Annotated in this window: 20 protein-coding genes; 18 read left to right on the forward strand and 2 right to left on the reverse strand. The window is 44.6% G+C overall.

What is annotated here, in order from left to right:
• The first annotated feature begins 29 nt into the window (after positions 1–29).
• The 3 genes from ACMN7X_RS05515 to ACMN7X_RS05525 all read left to right on the forward strand — a co-directional run bounded on the left by ACMN7X_RS05515 (position 30) and on the right by ACMN7X_RS05525 (position 2,493).
• The gene (locus ACMN7X_RS05515; protein ID WP_418746489.1) at positions 30–878 is read left to right on the forward strand and encodes a LysR family transcriptional regulator; all 849 of its coding nucleotides are present in this window, start codon (positions 30–32) and stop codon (positions 876–878) included.
• A gap of 14 nt (positions 879–892) precedes the next feature.
• A complete protein-coding gene (locus ACMN7X_RS05520; RefSeq protein WP_418746490.1) occupies positions 893–1,684 on the forward strand; it encodes a TatD family hydrolase in 792 nt (263 codons plus the stop codon).
• Positions 1,685–1,785: 101 nt separating this feature from the next.
• The gene (locus ACMN7X_RS05525; protein ID WP_418746549.1) at positions 1,786–2,493 is read left to right on the forward strand and encodes a M15 family metallopeptidase; all 708 of its coding nucleotides are present in this window, start codon (positions 1,786–1,788) and stop codon (positions 2,491–2,493) included.
• Between the two features lie 270 nt (positions 2,494–2,763).
• Here ACMN7X_RS05525 and ACMN7X_RS05530 read toward each other — a convergent pair whose 3' ends face one another.
• The gene (locus tag ACMN7X_RS05530) at positions 2,764–3,954 is read right to left on the reverse strand and encodes a metallophosphoesterase (protein WP_418746491.1); all 1,191 of its coding nucleotides are present in this window, start codon (positions 3,952–3,954) and stop codon (positions 2,764–2,766) included.
• A gap of 146 nt (positions 3,955–4,100) precedes the next feature.
• On the opposite strand from ACMN7X_RS05530, the gene ACMN7X_RS05535 reads away from it, so the two are divergent.
• From ACMN7X_RS05535 to ACMN7X_RS05605, 15 genes are all read left to right on the forward strand, one after another.
• Positions 4,101–4,358 carry a type II toxin-antitoxin system prevent-host-death family antitoxin gene (locus ACMN7X_RS05535; protein ID WP_178040229.1) on the forward strand — a complete coding sequence of 86 codons (258 nt, stop codon included), beginning with the start codon at positions 4,101–4,103 and terminating at the stop codon, positions 4,356–4,358.
• On the forward strand, positions 4,351–4,701 hold the full coding sequence (locus ACMN7X_RS05540) for a type II toxin-antitoxin system RelE/ParE family toxin (RefSeq protein ID WP_418746492.1): 351 nt from the start codon (positions 4,351–4,353) through the stop codon (positions 4,699–4,701). Before ACMN7X_RS05535 ends, ACMN7X_RS05540 begins: the two co-directional genes overlap by 8 nt.
• Before the next feature lie 39 nt (positions 4,702–4,740).
• The gene (gene rsmA / locus ACMN7X_RS05545) at positions 4,741–5,613 is read left to right on the forward strand and encodes a 16S rRNA (adenine(1518)-N(6)/adenine(1519)-N(6))-dimethyltransferase RsmA (protein ID WP_418746493.1); all 873 of its coding nucleotides are present in this window, start codon (positions 4,741–4,743) and stop codon (positions 5,611–5,613) included.
• 57 nt (positions 5,614–5,670) lie between these two features.
• Positions 5,671–6,834 carry a DUF6128 domain-containing protein gene (locus ACMN7X_RS05550; RefSeq protein WP_418746494.1) on the forward strand — a complete coding sequence of 388 codons (1,164 nt, stop codon included), beginning with the start codon at positions 5,671–5,673 and terminating at the stop codon, positions 6,832–6,834.
• Between the two features lie 84 nt (positions 6,835–6,918).
• Entirely contained in the window at positions 6,919–7,602 is a 684-nt protein-coding gene (locus ACMN7X_RS05555; RefSeq protein WP_418746495.1) for a TIGR00266 family protein, read from the forward strand.
• Between the two features lie 297 nt (positions 7,603–7,899).
• Complete coding sequence (locus tag ACMN7X_RS05560) at positions 7,900–8,892, forward strand: LacI family DNA-binding transcriptional regulator (protein WP_418746496.1); 993 nt, start codon at positions 7,900–7,902, stop codon at positions 8,890–8,892.
• Positions 8,893–9,069: 177 nt separating this feature from the next.
• The gene (dctP, locus tag ACMN7X_RS05565) at positions 9,070–10,137 is read left to right on the forward strand and encodes a TRAP transporter substrate-binding protein DctP (protein ID WP_418746497.1); all 1,068 of its coding nucleotides are present in this window, start codon (positions 9,070–9,072) and stop codon (positions 10,135–10,137) included.
• A 19-nt stretch (positions 10,138–10,156) separates the two neighbouring features.
• A complete protein-coding gene (locus ACMN7X_RS05570) occupies positions 10,157–10,675 on the forward strand; it encodes a TRAP transporter small permease (protein ID WP_418746498.1) in 519 nt (172 codons plus the stop codon).
• Positions 10,672–11,949 (forward strand): TRAP transporter large permease, encoded by a 1,278-nt coding sequence (locus ACMN7X_RS05575; protein ID WP_418746499.1) that lies wholly within the window; start codon positions 10,672–10,674, stop codon positions 11,947–11,949. The genes ACMN7X_RS05570 and ACMN7X_RS05575 overlap by 4 nt, the downstream gene beginning before the upstream one ends.
• 33 nt (positions 11,950–11,982) lie before the next feature.
• The gene (locus ACMN7X_RS05580) at positions 11,983–12,867 is read left to right on the forward strand and encodes a DUF6282 family protein (protein WP_418462732.1); all 885 of its coding nucleotides are present in this window, start codon (positions 11,983–11,985) and stop codon (positions 12,865–12,867) included.
• Positions 12,868–12,930: 63 nt separating this feature from the next.
• Positions 12,931–13,311 carry a cupin domain-containing protein gene (locus ACMN7X_RS05585; protein ID WP_418462731.1) on the forward strand — a complete coding sequence of 127 codons (381 nt, stop codon included), beginning with the start codon at positions 12,931–12,933 and terminating at the stop codon, positions 13,309–13,311.
• Between the two features lie 20 nt (positions 13,312–13,331).
• Positions 13,332–14,102: an HpcH/HpaI aldolase family protein gene (locus ACMN7X_RS05590; protein ID WP_418746500.1), complete on the forward strand. Its 771-nt coding sequence runs from the start codon at positions 13,332–13,334 to the stop codon at positions 14,100–14,102.
• Positions 14,103–14,199: 97 nt separating this feature from the next.
• Complete coding sequence (locus ACMN7X_RS05595; protein ID WP_418746501.1) at positions 14,200–15,066, forward strand: 3-keto-5-aminohexanoate cleavage protein; 867 nt, start codon at positions 14,200–14,202, stop codon at positions 15,064–15,066.
• A gap of 29 nt (positions 15,067–15,095) precedes the next feature.
• Entirely contained in the window at positions 15,096–15,821 is a 726-nt protein-coding gene (locus tag ACMN7X_RS05600) for a CoA transferase subunit A (RefSeq protein ID WP_418746502.1), read from the forward strand.
• Complete coding sequence (locus ACMN7X_RS05605; protein WP_418746503.1) at positions 15,809–16,465, forward strand: 3-oxoacid CoA-transferase subunit B; 657 nt, start codon at positions 15,809–15,811, stop codon at positions 16,463–16,465. The genes ACMN7X_RS05600 and ACMN7X_RS05605 overlap by 13 nt, the downstream gene beginning before the upstream one ends.
• Positions 16,466–16,507: 42 nt before the next feature.
• Here the strand turns inward: ACMN7X_RS05605 and ACMN7X_RS05610 are convergent, their stop codons facing one another.
• Positions 16,508–17,077 (reverse strand): helix-turn-helix domain-containing protein, encoded by a 570-nt coding sequence (locus ACMN7X_RS05610; RefSeq protein WP_418746504.1) that lies wholly within the window; start codon positions 17,075–17,077, stop codon positions 16,508–16,510.
• Positions 17,078–17,209: the final 132 nt, after the last annotated feature.

A 17,209-nucleotide genomic window follows, 5' to 3' on the forward strand; every position in this document is an offset into this window, starting at 1 on the left:
TATCAAAAAGATATAGAAGGGGTGATGTGATGGATTTAAGGCAGTTGGGTTATTTTACTGCAATTGTGGATGAGGGAAGCATTTCAGCAGCGGCAAAAAAACTGCATATTTCGCAGCCGCCCCTGAGTAATCAGATGAAATCCCTGGAAGCCGAGTTGGGGGTCACTCTTTTTGAACGGGGACTTCGAAGCATCACGTTGACAGATGCGGGGAAATTAATGTATGAGCGGGCGAATACCATATTGGACATGGCTTCTGCGGCCAAAATGGAGATTGACAGTCTGGGCAATGGCCTTCGGGGGACGCTGCGAATAGGAATGGTATCCTCATCTGTCACCGGGCATGCGGCGCGGAGGCTGATGGCATTCCGTGAAATGTATCCCGAAGTGAATTTTCAGATTTATGAGGGAAATACTTATCAGCTTTTGGATGGCCTGAAAACAAATCATATTGATCTGGCTTTAGTACGGGCGCCTTTTCCGCAGGATGGTTTTATTTGTCATAAATACCGGGAAGAATATTTTGCCGCCGTTGGATTGCCGGGCAGTCTTCCGGAAAATCCGGGGCTGGATGCAGTGGCCGAATGTCCGCTGATTTTGTATCGCCGCTGGGAAGGGGCGATCCGTCAGACATTTGCGGATAAGGGCCTTTCGATTCATCTGGCCTGCATGGTGGATAACGCCTGGACAAGTATTCAGATGGTCCGGGCCGGAATGGGGGTGGCTCTGCTGCCGAAATCTTTTGCGGAGGATATTCCTCAGGTTCAGATTCGGGAATTAAATGAGGAGACCCTGAAAACCCAGTTAATGCTGGTTAAGCGGGATGACCGGTATATATCGAATATTACGAAAATATTTTTTGAAAAATTTGAAATATAAATGGGAGGTACATTATGATCTTTGATACACATGCGCATTATGATGACAGAAAGTTTGATGACGATAGGGAAGAATTGTTAAAGCAGCTCCGGGATGCCGGAATCGGGCGGGTCGTAGACATCGGCGCGGACATTGATTCTACCCGGAAGGCAGTGGCATTGGCCAAACAGTATGATTTTATTTATGCGGCGGCAGGCGTTCATCCAAGCGATGTGGATTGTCTGGATGAGCGGAGCTTTCAGTGGCTGACCGGCCTGGTGGAGGAATCCGTCGAGGAGAAGGGGAAAATTGTTGCCGTGGGAGAGATCGGACTGGATTATTATTGGGAAAAGGACCCGGAGCAGCGTAAAAAACAGAAATACTGGTTTGAGCAGCAGATGGAACTGGCCCGGAAAACAGGACTTCCGGTGGTGATCCATTCCAGGGAGGCGGCAAAGGATACCTGGGATATGATGAACGGATTAAAATGTGAGGATATCGGCGGCGTCATTCATTGTTATTCCTATTCGGTGGAAATGGCGCGCAATTACCTCAATAAAGGCTTTTATCTCGGGATCGGCGGCGTTGTCACCTATAAAAATGCCAGAGTTTTAAAAGAAGTCGTTCAATATGCGCCGATGGACCGGATTGTCCTTGAGACGGATTGTCCGTATCTGACGCCTTCGCCAAATCGGGGAAAACGCAATAGCTCTCTGAATCTGCCATATGTCATCGAGGCGATTTCCGCTTTAAAAGGAATACCGGCGGATGAAGTGGAAACCATAACCTGGGAAAATGGCAGACATATGTATCGGATGTCGGAGTAGTTTGTCAGGATTAATAGATTCTTAGGATTTAAATAATTGAATGTTAAAGTGTCTGCCCATCTTTTCTAATACAATCAGTATGGAAAGGGAGGTCGGACATGATGAGACGGAAAAATAAAAGACGGCGCAGGGCGGCGTTCGGAATATACTTTTTACTGGTTATAGCAATTTTGATGCTTATCGGCGGGATAAAACTTGTCGTGGATAATTGGACGACGCCGGCTCGGGCTTCGGGCATGGGAATAGATACCGGTGAAAGCGGCGATGGATGGCAGCTTCTTCTCGTAAATCGGTGGAACCCGATTCCTGAGGGGTATGCGCCGGAATTAACGGAATTGTGGAACGGAGAGTCGGTGGACAGCCGGATTTATTCGTATTTGCAGGAAATGTTTGATGATGCGCGGACGGAGGGGCTGGAGCCTTATGTCAATGCCGGATATCGGACAAATGAGGTGCAGCAGTCTTTGATGGACCAGGAAGTTGAGGATTATATTTCCCAAGGCTATTCGGAGGCGGATGCCAGAGAAATGGCGGAACAGTGGGTGGCGGTGCCGGGGACCAGCGAACATCAGCTGGGTCTGGCTGTCGATATCAGTATGGATGACAATGGAAGTCAGAGCGCCGTGGACGTCTGGCAATGGCTGATGGAAAACAGCTATAAATACGGCTTTATCCTCCGGTATCCCGAGGACAAGACAGAGATTACCGGAATCGCTTATGAGCCGTGGCATTACAGATATGTGGGTAAAGAGGCTGCGGAGGAAATATATCGCCGGGGTGTCTGCCTGGAGGAATATCTGGGCAATTAAATATATCTGAAGAAAAGGTGCTGTTTGCAACGTTCCTAATTGCACTGCTTGCCTATATCGATAGGAATAACAAGCGAAAATAAACAAGCCTGCCTTGTACTTAGCGGTCTAGGCAGGCTTGAAAACCATCTGGGAAGCTAACCACTTTGTGGGCGGTTGCTCCTTTTCTAGGTTTAATATAACATACTTATCTTGAAAAAGCAATAATAAGGGAAAATAAAGAATTTTTGCCTTAAATTTTTGGAAATCATATCTATCGAAAATTTATACCTATCGAAAATGCACTTTGATATTTACTACTTCGCTTTTAGTTCCAACACGCATATTGGGCCCGAAAAGTCCAACGCCGGAGGTGACGATGCTCTGCATATGATTTTTCCTTAAATATCCGGCCGGATTTTCCCAGATCAGTCTGCAAAGAAAATTTGTCGGAAAGGTCTGACCATCGTGGGTATGTCCGCACAGATGCAGATCGATTCCGGCATCGTCAATTTCCTGCAGGAATTTCGGTTCGTGCTCCATAACGATCACCGGTTTGGAACTGTCCAGTTCATCCATGATTTCCTGCGGTGTTTTCCTCACATCGACGCCCCGGCCGGGACGTTCCTCATCGGCACGGCCGACAAGATAGAAAGAGTTGTCGATGAGAAGCGTTTCTTCAGTAATTAATTGGATGCCGGCCCGATTGAGAAAATCATCCATTCGGGGATCGCTGGCCTTTTTCTTTTTTGAAGGGAATGTGAAACCGGCGAGGATCTTTTCATCCGTGTCGTGATTGCCATAAACGGCATAGATGCCGTATTTGCTGTGAATCTGGGACAGTATTTGAATGAGTTCTTCCGGTTTTCTCATAGCGTGATAATCGTTATCAAAAATATCTCCCGCAATCAAAACAATATCCGGATTTTGAGCATTAATTTTTTCAACCATCTGGCGCATCATTTTCGGCCCGACAGTGTAGCCGAGATGTAGATCTGCAGCAAGGGCAATGTTTAATTCATCCAGCTTGCCGCCGTCCTTATCAATAGTGACATCATAGCTTGTACTGCGGACACGGACAGCGCTGATAACGCCCCACATACAGAGAAAGGCAATGACAATGATACAGGCAAAGCCGACAGCGGCAAAAGTTTTTCTGGAGGCAAGAAATTCCTCCGGTACAAAGCGGGTGAAATGCAGAAACAGGCGCAGACATTCAGCGACACCCAGAACAAGGATGGTGTATAAAAGAATTCCAAGCCAATAGGAGCCGATGCAGGCGAAAATCCGTTGGATTCCTGAGTGGGGCAGGATAAAGGCCAGTCCGATAGACAGCGCTAAAAGACTGTAAAGGACTATGAAAAATAAGCGGAAGCCCAATCGGCTCGTCTGCTCCGAACAGGCGGAAAACCACTGAAGAGCCCGGACACATATATAAATATTTCCAATAATATAAAACGGTGATAAAAACAGTGCAATCATAAAAAATCTCCAATTCCTAATATGCACTTTCAGTATAGCATAGTTTCGCTTGAAAATCTTGAAATATTGCTTGTGGAACGGAGACGTTTTGGATATACTATAATTAATGATAAAATTATGATAAAATTAAGATAAGGAGTAGCGCGATGATACAAATTAAACCTGTTTCTGATTTGAGAAATAAATTTCCGGATATTGAGAAAATTGTAAATGCGGGTGAACCGGTATATTTGACTAAAAATGGGTATGGTGCAATGGTAGTATTAAGTATTGAAGCATATTCCAAACTGATTGATAGTGCAGAGGCAGCCTTGGATGAAGCGGAATTTGCAGCAGAGAATGACAGCAGGCGTTACACGCATGAAGAAGTTTTTGGGGGACTCCGAAGGAGGATAAATGGCTGATACAAAATATATTTTGCGATATTTACCATTGTTTTATGAGGAGCTGGAAGAAAAAGTGGTGTATATCGCTGAAAAATTAATGAATCCACAGGCAGCGAATGATTTGTTGGATATGGTAGAAACAGCAATATTGGAACGGCTGCCGAGTGCAGAAGCCTTTGAACCCTATCATTCACTGAAGAAACGGAAGTATCCATATTATCATATATATGTAAAAAATTATGTAGTTTACTATGTTGTAATTGATGATGAAGGCCCAGATAAGATTATGGAAGTTCGGCGCTTTTTACATAGCAGACAAAATCATAATGCAGAAATTGACATTTGTCCCCGGGGACGATAAACTGTTAAGAAGTACGGAAAAAATCAAGAGGAGTTGTGCATGGAAAAGTTATCAAATCCGCAGAAAACGATAGAGACAATAAAAAAATATCAGTTTAATTTTCAGAAGAAATTCGGACAGAATTTTTTAATTGATGAGCATGTCATTTCCAAGATCATCAACGGGGCGGGGGTCACAAAGGATGACTTTGTGCTGGAGATCGGACCGGGAATCGGAACTCTGACCCAGTATCTGGCAGAAGCCGCCGGGGAGGTGGCCGCCGTTGAGATTGACCGAAAGCTGATACCGATTTTGCGGGAGACACTATCGGAATATGATAATGTGACGATTATTAATGAAGATATATTAAAAGTAGATATCCGGGCGCTGGCATTGGAAAAGAACGGCGGAAAGCCGATCAAGGTTGTCGCCAACCTGCCCTATTATATTACAACGCCGATCATTATGGGGCTGTTTGAGAGCCACGTGCCGGTAGATAATATTACGGTGATGGTGCAGAAGGAAGTGGCAGCCCGGATGAAGGTCGGTCCGGGAAGCAAGGATTACGGCGCCCTGTCTCTGGCGGTGCAGTATTATGCTGAGCCTTATCTGGTGGCCAATGTTCCGGCAAACTGTTTTATACCAAGGCCGAATGTGGATTCGGCGGTGATCCGTTTGACCCGGCATGCCGGGCCTGTAGTATCTGTGGATAATGAAAAGCTTCTCTTTGATATCATTCGGGCATCATTTAACCAGCGGAGAAAGACGCTGCAGAATGGTTTGAAGAATTCAGATTTGATTTCGGCATCAAAAGAGGACATTGTGGAAGCTATCCGGGAAGTCGGACTGCCGGAAACAGTGCGGGGTGAAGCGCTGACTTTGGAGCAGTTCGCAGCGCTGGCAAATATTCTGAATAAAAAAATAAAGGATTGATATTAGAAATAATCTCCCGGGTATCCGCATAGGATAGTCAAAAAGGGGGATTTTTCTATGTCGGATTATAGTCGTTTTGTTTCCTATATGTATCTCTATGAGAATGGTTTAAAAACCATGAATGCCGGCTTTGTGAAAGTGGAGAGCCGGAACGGACAGTGCCGGATCGGGCTGTCGCTGAAAAATGTTTATACCGGTTTGGAACGCTGCCGGGTATATATGTTTATCCGATTTGGGCAGGAACTTCGGGGCGTTTATATCGGGGATGTGCAGATAAAAAATCATGGCAGCGACTGGAATTTCAGAACAGATACAATGAATATTGCGGGCTCCGGCTATCGGCTGGATCAGATGTCCGGCATGATCATACTGGGTGAAGGGGAAAAGTTTTATGGAACCCGGTGGGACCATGGAGATTTGGATATCCATCGGTTTGTTACCCAGTGGGATGATAGTCAACCAGTGAAAGAGGAAGCGGCGCCGCCGGAGCCGGAGGTGATGGAAGAGAAAGATACACCTGCAGAGGTGGAAGCGGTAAAAGAAGGCAAAGCGGCAGTAGGGATGGAAACAGTCAAAGAAAGTGAAGTCCCGGCGGAATCGGAGAAAATAAAAGAAAATGAAGCCCCGGCGGAGCCGGAGAAAATAAAAGAAAATGAAGCCCCGCCGGAGTCGGAGAAAATAAAAGAAAATGAAGCCCCGCCGGAACCGGAAGAAGTAAAAGAAACAGAGGTTCCGGCAGACGCAGGATTGAAGCCGGAGAGAACTGACGAAGCCGTCATAGAAGCGGAAGCAGTTACCGGGGGTGGAAAAGAGGCGGAAAAAGAGAGCGGCCGCCTTGTATCCATGGAAACGAATGAACGGCAGCGCAATTTTGGGAAAATTCTTGAGCAGTGTCCCGGCATGTATCCCTTTGAGGATGATTCGGTGGATGCCTGTGTGCGGCTTGAACCTCAGGATATCGGGAGGATGCCGATTGACTGCTGGTCCTACGGAAGCAACAGTTTTCTTTTACATGGGTATTATAGCTATCGGCATCTTATTCTGGCCCGTGTTAAGCCTGAAAAGGAGAAACGGGGTTCCTATATTCTGGGGGTTCCGGGCACCCAACATTCCAGAGAAGCATTTATGGCGAATATGTTCGGTTTTCGGGAGTTCAAGCCGATTCGGGAGGGCAGCGAGGGACCAAGTGACTTCGGATATTGGTATACATTTCTGGCCTGACGAAGCCCGCCCATGCGAAGCATTTGACATACGGGGTGCCAGCATGGCATACTAGAGAAAAAGGAGTTTGGAGGAGGATTTTTTATGCAGTATAAAGTATTTGGGAAACCCTTTCCGGCGGTGTCGCTTCGGATGAACCGGGGAGAAAGTATTTATACCCAGTCGGGCGGTATGAGCTGGATGACCGATGGATTTTCTATGGAAACCAATACTCATGGAGGGTTGATGAAGGGATTTGGCCGTATGTTTTCCGGTGATTCTCTGTTTATGGCGACATACACGGCGCTGCAGGATAATCAGGAGATTACGATGGCAGCATCCATGCCGGGGGAAATACATACTCTGGAAATTTCTCCCGGAAGAGGATATATTGCGCAGAAAGGCGCTTTTCTCTGCGCGCAGCACAGTGTGAATCTGGATGCGGTGCTGACTAAAAAACTGTCCAGCGGTATGTTCGGCGGTGAAGGCTTTATTCTTCAGCGCCTTTCCGGAAGCGGCATTGCGTTTCTTGAACTGGATGGGACGGTGTGCGAATATGATCTGGCGCCGGGACAGAGATTAAAGATTGATTCGGGCAATGTGGCTTATTTTGAGGAAAGCGTTAGATATTCTATTGAAACAGTGAAAGGATTTAAGAATATTCTTTTTGGCGGTGAAGGATTGTTTTTGACCGTGCTGGAGGGGCCGGGCAAGGTATGGCTTCAGACAATGACAGCTTCGGAACTGGCCAACAAAATTGCGCCGTATATACCGGTATCGGGAAATTAAAGATCGGAATTGAAAAAGGGAAAACCTTCGGGGCTAAAAACTCCGGGTTTTCCCTTTTTGCAGGATATTTTGATAAAAGGTGGGGGGAAGAAAAAATAGATTACAAATTGGGAACGTTACCAAAATGCACAAAATAATGTAGACATTGGTATCGGAATACGGGAAACCATTGTAGAAAATTACTAAAAATCAAAAAAAGTAATGAAAGCCATTGACTTTTTGACTAATAAAGATTATGATAATGACATGAAATGAAAACGTTCCCAGAACAGAGAGAAAGGAGGGCTGCTGGAAAATATGGTAACGCTTAAGGATTTGGAAGCAGCGTCAGGCATATCAAAATCAACCATTTCCAGAGTAATTAATAATGATCCGAATGTTAAACAGGAGACACGGGACAGAGTATTGGAGTATGTTCATAAGATGAACTATAAACCGAATGTTGTAGCCCGGAGCATGATTACAGGGTCATTGCCGTTGGTGCTTATCATCGTGGGAGATATTCAAAGCGATTATTTTGCAAGAACCGTTGTCGGGGTGGAGAAGGTTTTATCGGTCAAAGGCTATATGCCGGTGGTATATAACAGCATGTACGATGTGGAAAAGGAAAAGCAGTTTATATCTATGGCAAAAAATTTCAAATTTGCCGGATTAATACCAATGACAGCTTTTAATACGGAGCAGTTAGAGGATGTTCTTCAGGATGTGGCTTGTCCGACTGTTCTGATTAACAGAGATATTCGAAGGATGCAGTTGGATGAGGTCATCGGAGATGATTTTGAAGCGGGATATCTGGCAACAAAGCAGTTGATTGACAATGGACATCGAAAAATTGTGTATATATCTGGTGATTCCCAAAGCTCTACAGTTAGTAGAAAAAGGGAAGAAGGGTATCGAACGGCCCTTGAGGATTACGGAATTCCAGTGGATGAATCGCTTATTTTCAGGGGAGAACTCGATGTGAAATCCGGGTATAAAATGGCAGAAAAAATTTTTTCAATTCAAGATGTTACGGGAATTTGCTCAAATAATTTTTTGATGGGTATTGGCCTTATTCGGTATGGCCGGACTATTGGAAAACATTTATTAAAAGAATATGATTTGGCATGTTGCGAATGTGTTCCGGAGCTCTATGAGAGGGAAAGAATTGCTTACGCAGGGCCGGACTTGGAAGCTATGGGGCAAAAGGCGGCGGAGTTTTTAATCAAAAGAATTGAAAATTCAGATGAGCCTAGACAAAAGATTTATTTTTCAGCGACAAAGGTATATAATCCTAGGCACAGAAAATGAATTCACCGGTTAAGGAGAAGTCGAAATAGAGCAAAGGGCCTGCTCCTTAACCGGCCGGGGAGAAGTCGGAATGGACATATTTTTTTGACAAAAAATGGGAACGTTCCCGAAAAAAAGGACGGGAGAAGGTCATTTAATGGAACAAGCTTCACACTATGAGAAAGGGGAAAATTAAAAATGAAAAAAAGAATTATGAGTATTGCGCTTGTAGCGGTGTTGGCAGTAGGATTGACGGCTTGTGGTGGAGGAGAAACAGCTTCGACGCCGGACACAAAAGAGGAAACGACTGCGGCGGTTTCGGACACTGTTTCAGGTGGTGAAGCCGGTGGTAAAGTGGCTATTAAGATGGCTACGGGCGGACAGGATACATTGCCTAGTTATGCAGCTGTAATCGATGTTATAGCGGATATTGAAGCTGCGGACAGTAATGTGGCATTTGAATATTATGGAGCGCGGCAGCTTGGTGATGATGACGCTATACTGCAGCAGGTTATGAGCGGGACGCTTCAGATGGGTGGCCTGGGAGCTTCAACACTTTCAACTTATACCAATTTGATGGATGCTTTTACAATTCCGTTTTTAATCAGTGATTATGATATTGAGAGAGAGGCAATGAAGTCGGAAGAGGCTCAGGCAATTTTTGACAAAATTGAAGAGGATTTGGGAGTAAAGGTTTTGGCTTCTTATGATTCAGGTATGCGTCACCTGGCAAATAATACCCGTCCGATTACGAGTGTGGAAGATATGAAGGGACTCAAAATGCGTGTTGTTCCGACAGATTCTCTGATTGACTCCTTTACCGCAATGGGTGCAAATCCATCGACAATGAATTACGGTGAGATTTATACCGGTCTTCAGAATAAGATTATTGACGGTGAAGAAATTAATATCACATCGATTTATTCAGAAAAACATTATGAAGTATTAAAGTATTTTACTGAAATTGGGTTATATCCATTTGAAACTGTGATTGTGTGCAACGCGGATTGGTTTAATTCTCTGAGTCCTGAGGTTCAGCAGGAATTGGAGGAAGGCTTCACAAAAGGCTATGATTATGTATTTGATAAATACCTCAAAGATGCAGAAGCAAAAGGCTATGAAGCTATGGAAAATGCCGGTGTTGAGGTGAATAAGATTGAAGATGTGACCGAATTTAAGGCTGCGGTTTCAGATGTGGTTGAACAATATAAGAATCAGGATCCGCTCATCAAGGCATTTGTTGAGATGGTGGAAGGCATCGAGTAAAGGGTAAGGGTGTAACTTTATGGAGATTTTTATTAAACAGTATTCGAAGATAATGGATTTTTTTGTAAAGTTGATAGAAATTATTCTTGCCATTGCTTTGGCAATAATGACGCTGGTTACTTTTGTTGAAGTCATACGAAGATATGTTTTGGGACAATCCTTTGTCTGGGCCGAAGAACTTACCCGGTTTTTACTGGTGGGAATGACTTTCATTGGCGGGGCTGCTGCCTATAAAATTGGCGGCATGGCATCCTTCGATTTGCTCATATCCCATGTGGCCAAGGGCAGGCCGATGATTGGCAAGGCGATTAAAATTGTCGACAATGCTATTATTGGGGCTGTCAGCGCATATCTTGCGGTTAAAGGATTTGGCTATACATTTTCACCGATGGTCGCAAAAATGCAGAGCCCGGGCTTAAAAATGAACATGAGTATTGTATATATCAGTATTCCTATTGGATTTTTGTTGATAGTTTTGTTTGCAATTGAACAGGTTTTGCAGGCTGCGGCTGAAAAGGAAGAAGGTGAGGACAAATGACCTTAGTTATTCTTGTGTTTGTGGGTACATTATTAATCGGTTTGCCGATGGCATTTGTTCTTGGCCTGGGAGGACTAGCCCACCTTGTTGCGATTAATTCGCCAACCTATTTTTCAATAATTACGCAAAGATTATTTACCGGTGTCAATACTTTTTCCCTGATGTGTATTCCATTTTTTATTCTGGCCGGAGAGCTGATGAACAGCGGCGGTATTACAAAGCGGCTGCTTGATTTGGCGAGGGAAGGTTTGGGATGGATTCGGGGAGGCATGGCTTACTGCTGTGTTATTTTGGCAATGGTTTTGGCAGCAATCCTTGGTTCAGCCAATGCGGTTACGGCAATCCTGTGCGCGATTCTTATTAAAGAAATGGCAAAGGATGGTTATGACGATGATTTTACAGGTTCATTAATTGCGGCTTCCGGTGTTTTGGGTCCGATTATTCCTCCAAGTGTAACGTTTATTATTTACGGCGTGCTCACAGGCGTATCGGTTCAGAAAATGTTTGTTGCCGGAATTGCTCCGGGAATCCTGCTTGGTATCGGCTATATATGTGTCATTTTATACTATACAAAAAAACGCGGCTATAAGAAATCTAAAGAAAGATTTGACCCGAAGGCTTTCGTAAAGGCCTTAATTAAGGCATTGCCGGCTCTGATTGTTCCGGTGGTTATCATTGGCGGTATTATGGGCGGGCTGTTTACACCAACAGAAAGCGGCGCTGTCGCTGTTGTGGCTGCAATCGTGGCCTCTTTAATCTATCGGACCTTTGATTTTAAAGCGCTGCCTGGCATTTTATTAAAGACAGGGGTATCTACAGCGGGAATCATGCTGATTGTGGCCTTTGGAAATATTATGGGATGGACCCTGGCAATGGATAATATTCCATCCTTAATTACAACCAGTATTTTATCTTTGACAACGAATAAGTATATTGTCATGCTGTTGATTATTCTTGCGCTGATTGTCATCGGCTGTGTTATGGAAGGCTTTTCCGCAATGTACATTTTTGTGCCGGTGTTTGCACCTTTAGCTATGGCTGTTGGATTTGATCCGATTCATTTTGGAATTATCTTCTGTTTGATGTCTACGATTGGATTGATTACGCCGCCGGTCGGTATGCTTCTGTTTGTGACGAGCAATATATCGAAGATACCGTTGGGGAGATTGAGTAAGTCGATAGCGCCGTTTGCGGCCGTAGCTTTAGTGGTGACGCTGATACTGGCCTATTTCCCTCAGATTGTAATGTTTATACCAAACCTTATGGGTATTTAACAAAATATATAAATGATAGGAGTGATTATTTAAATGTCAGTTTCAAGAGAAATTTTAAAGGGGTTTGTGGACATGCATGTCCATGCAGGACCGTCGATTGCCGTTCGGAAAGTGGATGCTGCTGAAATGCTTTTTCAGGCAGAGGAAGCAGGCTATAAAGCATTTCTTGTAAAAGACCATTATTTTCCTACAATGATGGGAACAAAAATGGTTACGCAGCATCTTGCGAAAAACGGATGTCAGGTTTTTGGCGGAATTGCGTTGAATCAGTCTGTCGGCATGTTTAATCTGCACGCTGTAGATGCGGCATATCAGTTGGGAGCAAAAACTGTGTACATGCCTACGGTCTCAGCGAGAAATCATGTGGTTGGACACTCGGGAGGCCATTTTGTCGGAAGCGGAAATATGCAGATTGTGGATAATGGTTCCATTTATCTGGATGAAGAAGGAAATCTTAATCCGGATTGTGTAAAAGTTATTGAGTATATTGCCAAACGACCGGATATTATCCTGTGCACAGGGCATGGACGGGCTGCAGAAGTGGATGCTGTCGTTACAAAGGCTGTAGAACTGGGTGTTGCTAAAATTTGCGTGAACCATCCTCATTTTCTTGTGAATGCTACATATGAGCAGATGACAAAATGGGCGGATATGGGAGCCTACATTGAGCTTAATGCGGCGGTATTCAGTTCAATCGCCAAATCAGGCACCTGCCCGGATGAAGTCATCGGCGAAATTCTGAAAGCAGTGCCAAAGGAGAAAATTGTGCTTGACTCCGATTTGGGACAGAAAGTGAATGTGGCACCGGTGGAAGGAATGTATCAGTTTATCTGCAAGCTTGTGGATGAATTCGGTGTTACAGAGGAAGAAATTAATTTGATGGGCAAAGAAACACCGTCAATGTTATTGGGGATCTAAAAAGTATTAAATTACTGAAAAATTAAAAAATTTATTAATAAAAAAGTTTAGGAGGAATTTATTATGGCAGTAAATATTATTAATTGGGATGAACTTGATTGGGAACCGATTCGGGAGAAAATGCGTAAAAAATGTTTTAATCCTTCCGGATGTACAATTCAGATTGCGGAAATCGAAAAAGGACATACCCCTGGCCCACATAAACATATTTATGAGCAGATTGCTTATATTCTGCAGGGTGAATGCGATTTCTATGTTGACGGCTATCCATATCATATGACACCTGGAACAATCATGGCGATTCCGCCGATGTCTGAACATTATATCGTTGCAACTTCCGATGAAACCGTTGTTAATCTCGATGTGTTCACACCGGTAAGACCGGAGTACAAACAGGGCGAAATTGTCCGCAAAATCATCAAAAGACCGGAAGATGAGGAATAAGGTGCAGGTGGTTGTCCGTTATGAAAATGCGAAATTATCTGAGAGAAAAGATAAATGAAAAGGGCTATGTCATCGGGGCTTTCGTGGCCTCCTGTAATCCGACAAATGTGGAGATTCTGGCAATGAATGGCATGGATTTCGTGATTCTTGACATGGAACATTCCCCATTGGGACTGGAAACCATGGTGGATATGATTCGGGCCGGGGAGACTTACGGTATGGTATCCATCCCACGGGTATATACTATGGAAACCAAGCTGATGCGTCGGATTCTCGATGTCGGTGCCCATGGCATCATGGTGCCGATGGTAGGAAACGGGAGTGATGCAAGGTATATTATGGATGCTGTGAAGTTTCCGCCTTTAGGGCTCCGGGGAATGAATGCGGGCCGCGGGCCACGATGGGGAGCCTATGAAAATTACCTGTCGGAAGCAAATGACGCGTTATTTACCATATGTCAGTGCGAAACGGTGGAAGGGTTGGAAAACATTGATAAGATTGCCGGGACTCCCGGAGTGGATTGCGTATTTATCGGCACCGGGGACCTTTCTCTGGATATGGGACATCCAAATGACCTGAAGCATCCGGAGGTTGCGGAGGCAATCGATAAAATCCGCAGGACATGTGAAGATGCCGGGGTTATTCCGGGAATTGTGACATCAACACCGGAGGATGCGGCGTGCCGTATAAAAGAAGGCTTTAAAATAGTAACTATTATGAATGATTTGGGTATGTTTAAAAAGCAGTCTCTGCTTCAGATTGAGAAGGTGCATGAGCTTTGCGATGAATAAAGAGTAATGGAACCCTCCTTTGTTCATATAGAATCGGATATCAGGCCCTGTGTGAGGGGCCTGATATCTATATAGAGATAAATGTGGAGAAGAAAATATGAGTGATTTAAAAAATAAGCGTATTATAACGGTAGCAGTTACAGGGGCATGGCCGACACGGCAGGATAATCCGGCATTGCCTGTAACACCGGAGGAAATAGCGGAAGATGTTTATGAGTGCTGGAAGGCCGGAGCGGCCGTGGCACACATCCATGTGCGTAATGACGATGGGACACCATGTACAGATTTTGAGCGTTATAAAGAAACGATTGATTTGATTCGGGCAAAAAAAGATTGTGATATTTGCATTAATATTACAAGTTCCGGCGGAACTTTAGGCTCTGGAAGTACAGAAGATGACGATGAGGCGCGAATTAAGCCGATAAGGGAACTGCTTCCGGAAATTTGTTCCTATGATTGTGGAACTATGAACTGGCAGAATCGGACAATTCTGGAAAATCATCCGAGATTTTTGGAAACATTGGGGAAAGAGGCCAAGAGGTTGGATATTAAGCCGGAAATAGAGATTTTTGATGCAGGGATGATATATACGGCCGAGCATTATGTGAAAACCGGTATTTTAAAAGCCCCATGCCATTTCCAATTGATTTTGGGAGCGGCTGGCGGCGTGAAGGCAACTTTAGAGGATTTAATAATGTTAAAGAGCCGCATCCCGGAAGGAAGTACTTGGGCAGCAGCCGGGATTGGCCGTGGCCATGTGCCGATTATGATGGCGACAATCGCGATGGGTGGTCATCTGCGTGTGGGGATGGAGGATAATGTATACTACAGCAAGGGCGTTTTGGCTGAAAATAACGCTCAGTTGGTTTCAAGAGCAAAACGATTGGTTGAGGAAGCCGGATATGAGACGGCAACTCCGGAAGAGGCAAGAAAAATTCTTGGGCTTGTAAGAAAGGTTCAATAGCCCTGGAAGTACATAGAGAAGGTGATTGGATGATAGATAAAGTGATTTCAGCAGAAGAGGCTGTGGCTGGCGTCAGAGATGGAATGACAATTATGGTTGGCGGATTTCTTGGAACAGGTTCACCGGAAATACTCATGGACGCGCTTGTGAAAAAAGGGGTTAAACATTTGACGGTGATAGCTAATGACGGTGGATTGGATGCAGGTCAGCCTACTGGTCCGGCTGCAGGAAAAACAGCCAGAGGTGTTGGAAAATTATTGGAACATCATATGGTAGACCATTTGATTGTGTCCCACACAGGAGTAAACCCTAAGATTAATGAGCAGGTGGCGGAAGGAATTTTGACATATACGCTTGTGCCGCAGGGGACTTTGGCTGAAAAAATCCGTGCCAGTGCTTATGGCCTTGGCGGCGTTCTGACACCGACAGGCGTTGGAACATTGATGGAGTCGGAAACAGATGAGTGTGGCCGTGAAAAAATAACAATGGTGATTGATGGCAGAAAATACCTTATGGAGCGACCGTTAAAAGCGGATTATGCTTTTATTCGCGCTTCTGCGGCAGATCGATTTGGAAATTTTATGTGTGCCAAGGCAACAAAGAATTTTAATTATGTGATGGCCGGAGCGGCGGAGCACACAATTCTGGCGGTAGAAAAATTAATGGAAGTCGGCGACGAAAGTCCGGAATATTATGCTGTGCCAGGAGTGTTGGTGGATGCGATTGTTGAAGGAGAAAAACCATGGCAGATATAAAAGAAAGAATTGCAAAAAGATGTGCAAAGGAATTTAAAGACGGAGATTTTGTGAACCTTGGTATTGGATTACCAACGATGGTTGCCGATTACATTCCGGAGGGAATAACCGTAACTCTGCATTCAGAGAATGGCTTTTCCGGTTTGGGAGAACTGGCTAAGGCGGGAGAAGAGGATGTGGATATCGTGAATGCCGGGGGAATGTATGTTACTGCGGTGGACCGGGTAAATTATTTTGACACATCAACCAGCTTCGGGCTGGTACGGGGCGGACATGTGGAAGCTACGGTGCTCGGAGCTATGGAAGTTGCGGAAAATGGAGATTTGGCGAACTGGATTGTTCCGGGTAAAAAAGTTGCAGGAATGGGCGGCGCAATGGATTTGGTAACAGGCGCAAAACGGTGCATTGTTGTCATGCAGCATACTCAGAAGGGAGCCCATAAGATTCTCAAAAAATGTACATTACCTCTGACGGCAGAGAGGTGTGTTGATTTGATTATTACAGAAATGGGTGTCATGGAAGTGACATCGCAGGGCCTGGTTGTCACCGAATTACATCAGGATTACACAAAAGAGGACATACAGAAAGCGACAGGCTGTCCGTTGATATTCAGCGATACGCTCAAAATAATGGAAGATAATTAAAAAAATCCCTCAGACTTTATTGTGAAAAATCTGAGGGATTTTTTAAAATTTATAAGGCGATGTGGAAATGATCAACATCTTAGCATCGATATCTGAGGTGTTCGTCCAGCGATGACCGATATAATTCGGATAGTACAGACAATCGTATTTTTCAAGTACATAGGTGTTATAGTTTTCCAGTTCAAAGTTGATGCACCCTTCCAGTATAAATACCAGTTCTTCGCCGCCGTGATGGGCATAGGTGCCGGAGTCGGAATTGGAAGGGATATCGATAATAGCGCCCCACATTTCGTTGCGCCCCTGGGTGATCAGTGATTCGACAAGGGCTTTTCCGTTGCTGATATTCCGGATAAATGTCTGCTGTTCGTTATGGCGGACAAGTCGGACGTTGCTTATATCCTCATCCAGAAACAGTGAAAAGACCGGAAGATCCAGCGCATTGCAGAGGGCCTGCAGTGTGAGGAGATTCGGCGAAGTTTTTCCCGTTTCAATCTGACTGATCGTGCTGGCAGCGATTTCAGAGCGGGCGGCCAGATCACGGATAGACATGTTTTTTTCGGAACGCCGGTTTTTTAATATAGTGCCTATTTTATTTAAATCAATATCAGACATAGGGGTCCCTCCTTTTCTGATTTGCTATTATATAGAAAAAAAAGACATTCGTCAAATACAAATTTCATCAATATTCGTCTCCAGGGTGATTGACAAAGCGAACATGATTCGTTATAATGAACGCAGTTTAAC

The sequence above is a fragment of the Frisingicoccus sp. genome, from assembly GCF_048388605.1.
In the GTDB taxonomy this organism is placed as follows: Bacteria; Bacillota; Clostridia; order Lachnospirales; family Lachnospiraceae; genus Frisingicoccus.

Excerpts from the sequence above, each read along its gene's own strand:
- ACMN7X_RS05515 (WP_418746489.1), top strand. The coding sequence starts at position 30 with ATGGATTTAAGGCAGTTGGGTTATTTTACTGCAATTGTGGATGAGGGA.
- ACMN7X_RS05520 (WP_418746490.1), top strand. The coding sequence starts at position 893 with ATGATCTTTGATACACATGCGCATTATGATGACAGAAAGTTTGATGAC.
- ACMN7X_RS05525 (WP_418746549.1), top strand. The coding sequence starts at position 1,786 with ATGAGACGGAAAAATAAAAGACGGCGCAGGGCGGCGTTCGGAATATAC.
- ACMN7X_RS05530 (WP_418746491.1), bottom strand. The coding sequence starts at position 3,954 with ATGATTGCACTGTTTTTATCACCGTTTTATATTATTGGAAATATTTAT.
- ACMN7X_RS05535 (WP_178040229.1), top strand. The coding sequence starts at position 4,101 with ATGATACAAATTAAACCTGTTTCTGATTTGAGAAATAAATTTCCGGAT.
- ACMN7X_RS05540 (WP_418746492.1), top strand. The coding sequence starts at position 4,351 with ATGGCTGATACAAAATATATTTTGCGATATTTACCATTGTTTTATGAG.
- rsmA (WP_418746493.1), top strand. The coding sequence starts at position 4,741 with ATGGAAAAGTTATCAAATCCGCAGAAAACGATAGAGACAATAAAAAAA.
- ACMN7X_RS05550 (WP_418746494.1), top strand. The coding sequence starts at position 5,671 with ATGTCGGATTATAGTCGTTTTGTTTCCTATATGTATCTCTATGAGAAT.
- ACMN7X_RS05555 (WP_418746495.1), top strand. The coding sequence starts at position 6,919 with ATGCAGTATAAAGTATTTGGGAAACCCTTTCCGGCGGTGTCGCTTCGG.
- ACMN7X_RS05560 (WP_418746496.1), top strand. The coding sequence starts at position 7,900 with ATGGTAACGCTTAAGGATTTGGAAGCAGCGTCAGGCATATCAAAATCA.
- dctP (WP_418746497.1), top strand. The coding sequence starts at position 9,070 with ATGAAAAAAAGAATTATGAGTATTGCGCTTGTAGCGGTGTTGGCAGTA.
- ACMN7X_RS05570 (WP_418746498.1), top strand. The coding sequence starts at position 10,157 with ATGGAGATTTTTATTAAACAGTATTCGAAGATAATGGATTTTTTTGTA.
- ACMN7X_RS05575 (WP_418746499.1), top strand. The coding sequence starts at position 10,672 with ATGACCTTAGTTATTCTTGTGTTTGTGGGTACATTATTAATCGGTTTG.
- ACMN7X_RS05580 (WP_418462732.1), top strand. The coding sequence starts at position 11,983 with ATGTCAGTTTCAAGAGAAATTTTAAAGGGGTTTGTGGACATGCATGTC.
- ACMN7X_RS05585 (WP_418462731.1), top strand. The coding sequence starts at position 12,931 with ATGGCAGTAAATATTATTAATTGGGATGAACTTGATTGGGAACCGATT.
- ACMN7X_RS05590 (WP_418746500.1), top strand. The coding sequence starts at position 13,332 with ATGAAAATGCGAAATTATCTGAGAGAAAAGATAAATGAAAAGGGCTAT.
- ACMN7X_RS05595 (WP_418746501.1), top strand. The coding sequence starts at position 14,200 with ATGAGTGATTTAAAAAATAAGCGTATTATAACGGTAGCAGTTACAGGG.
- ACMN7X_RS05600 (WP_418746502.1), top strand. The coding sequence starts at position 15,096 with ATGATAGATAAAGTGATTTCAGCAGAAGAGGCTGTGGCTGGCGTCAGA.
- ACMN7X_RS05605 (WP_418746503.1), top strand. The coding sequence starts at position 15,809 with ATGGCAGATATAAAAGAAAGAATTGCAAAAAGATGTGCAAAGGAATTT.
- ACMN7X_RS05610 (WP_418746504.1), bottom strand. The coding sequence starts at position 17,077 with ATGTCTGATATTGATTTAAATAAAATAGGCACTATATTAAAAAACCGG.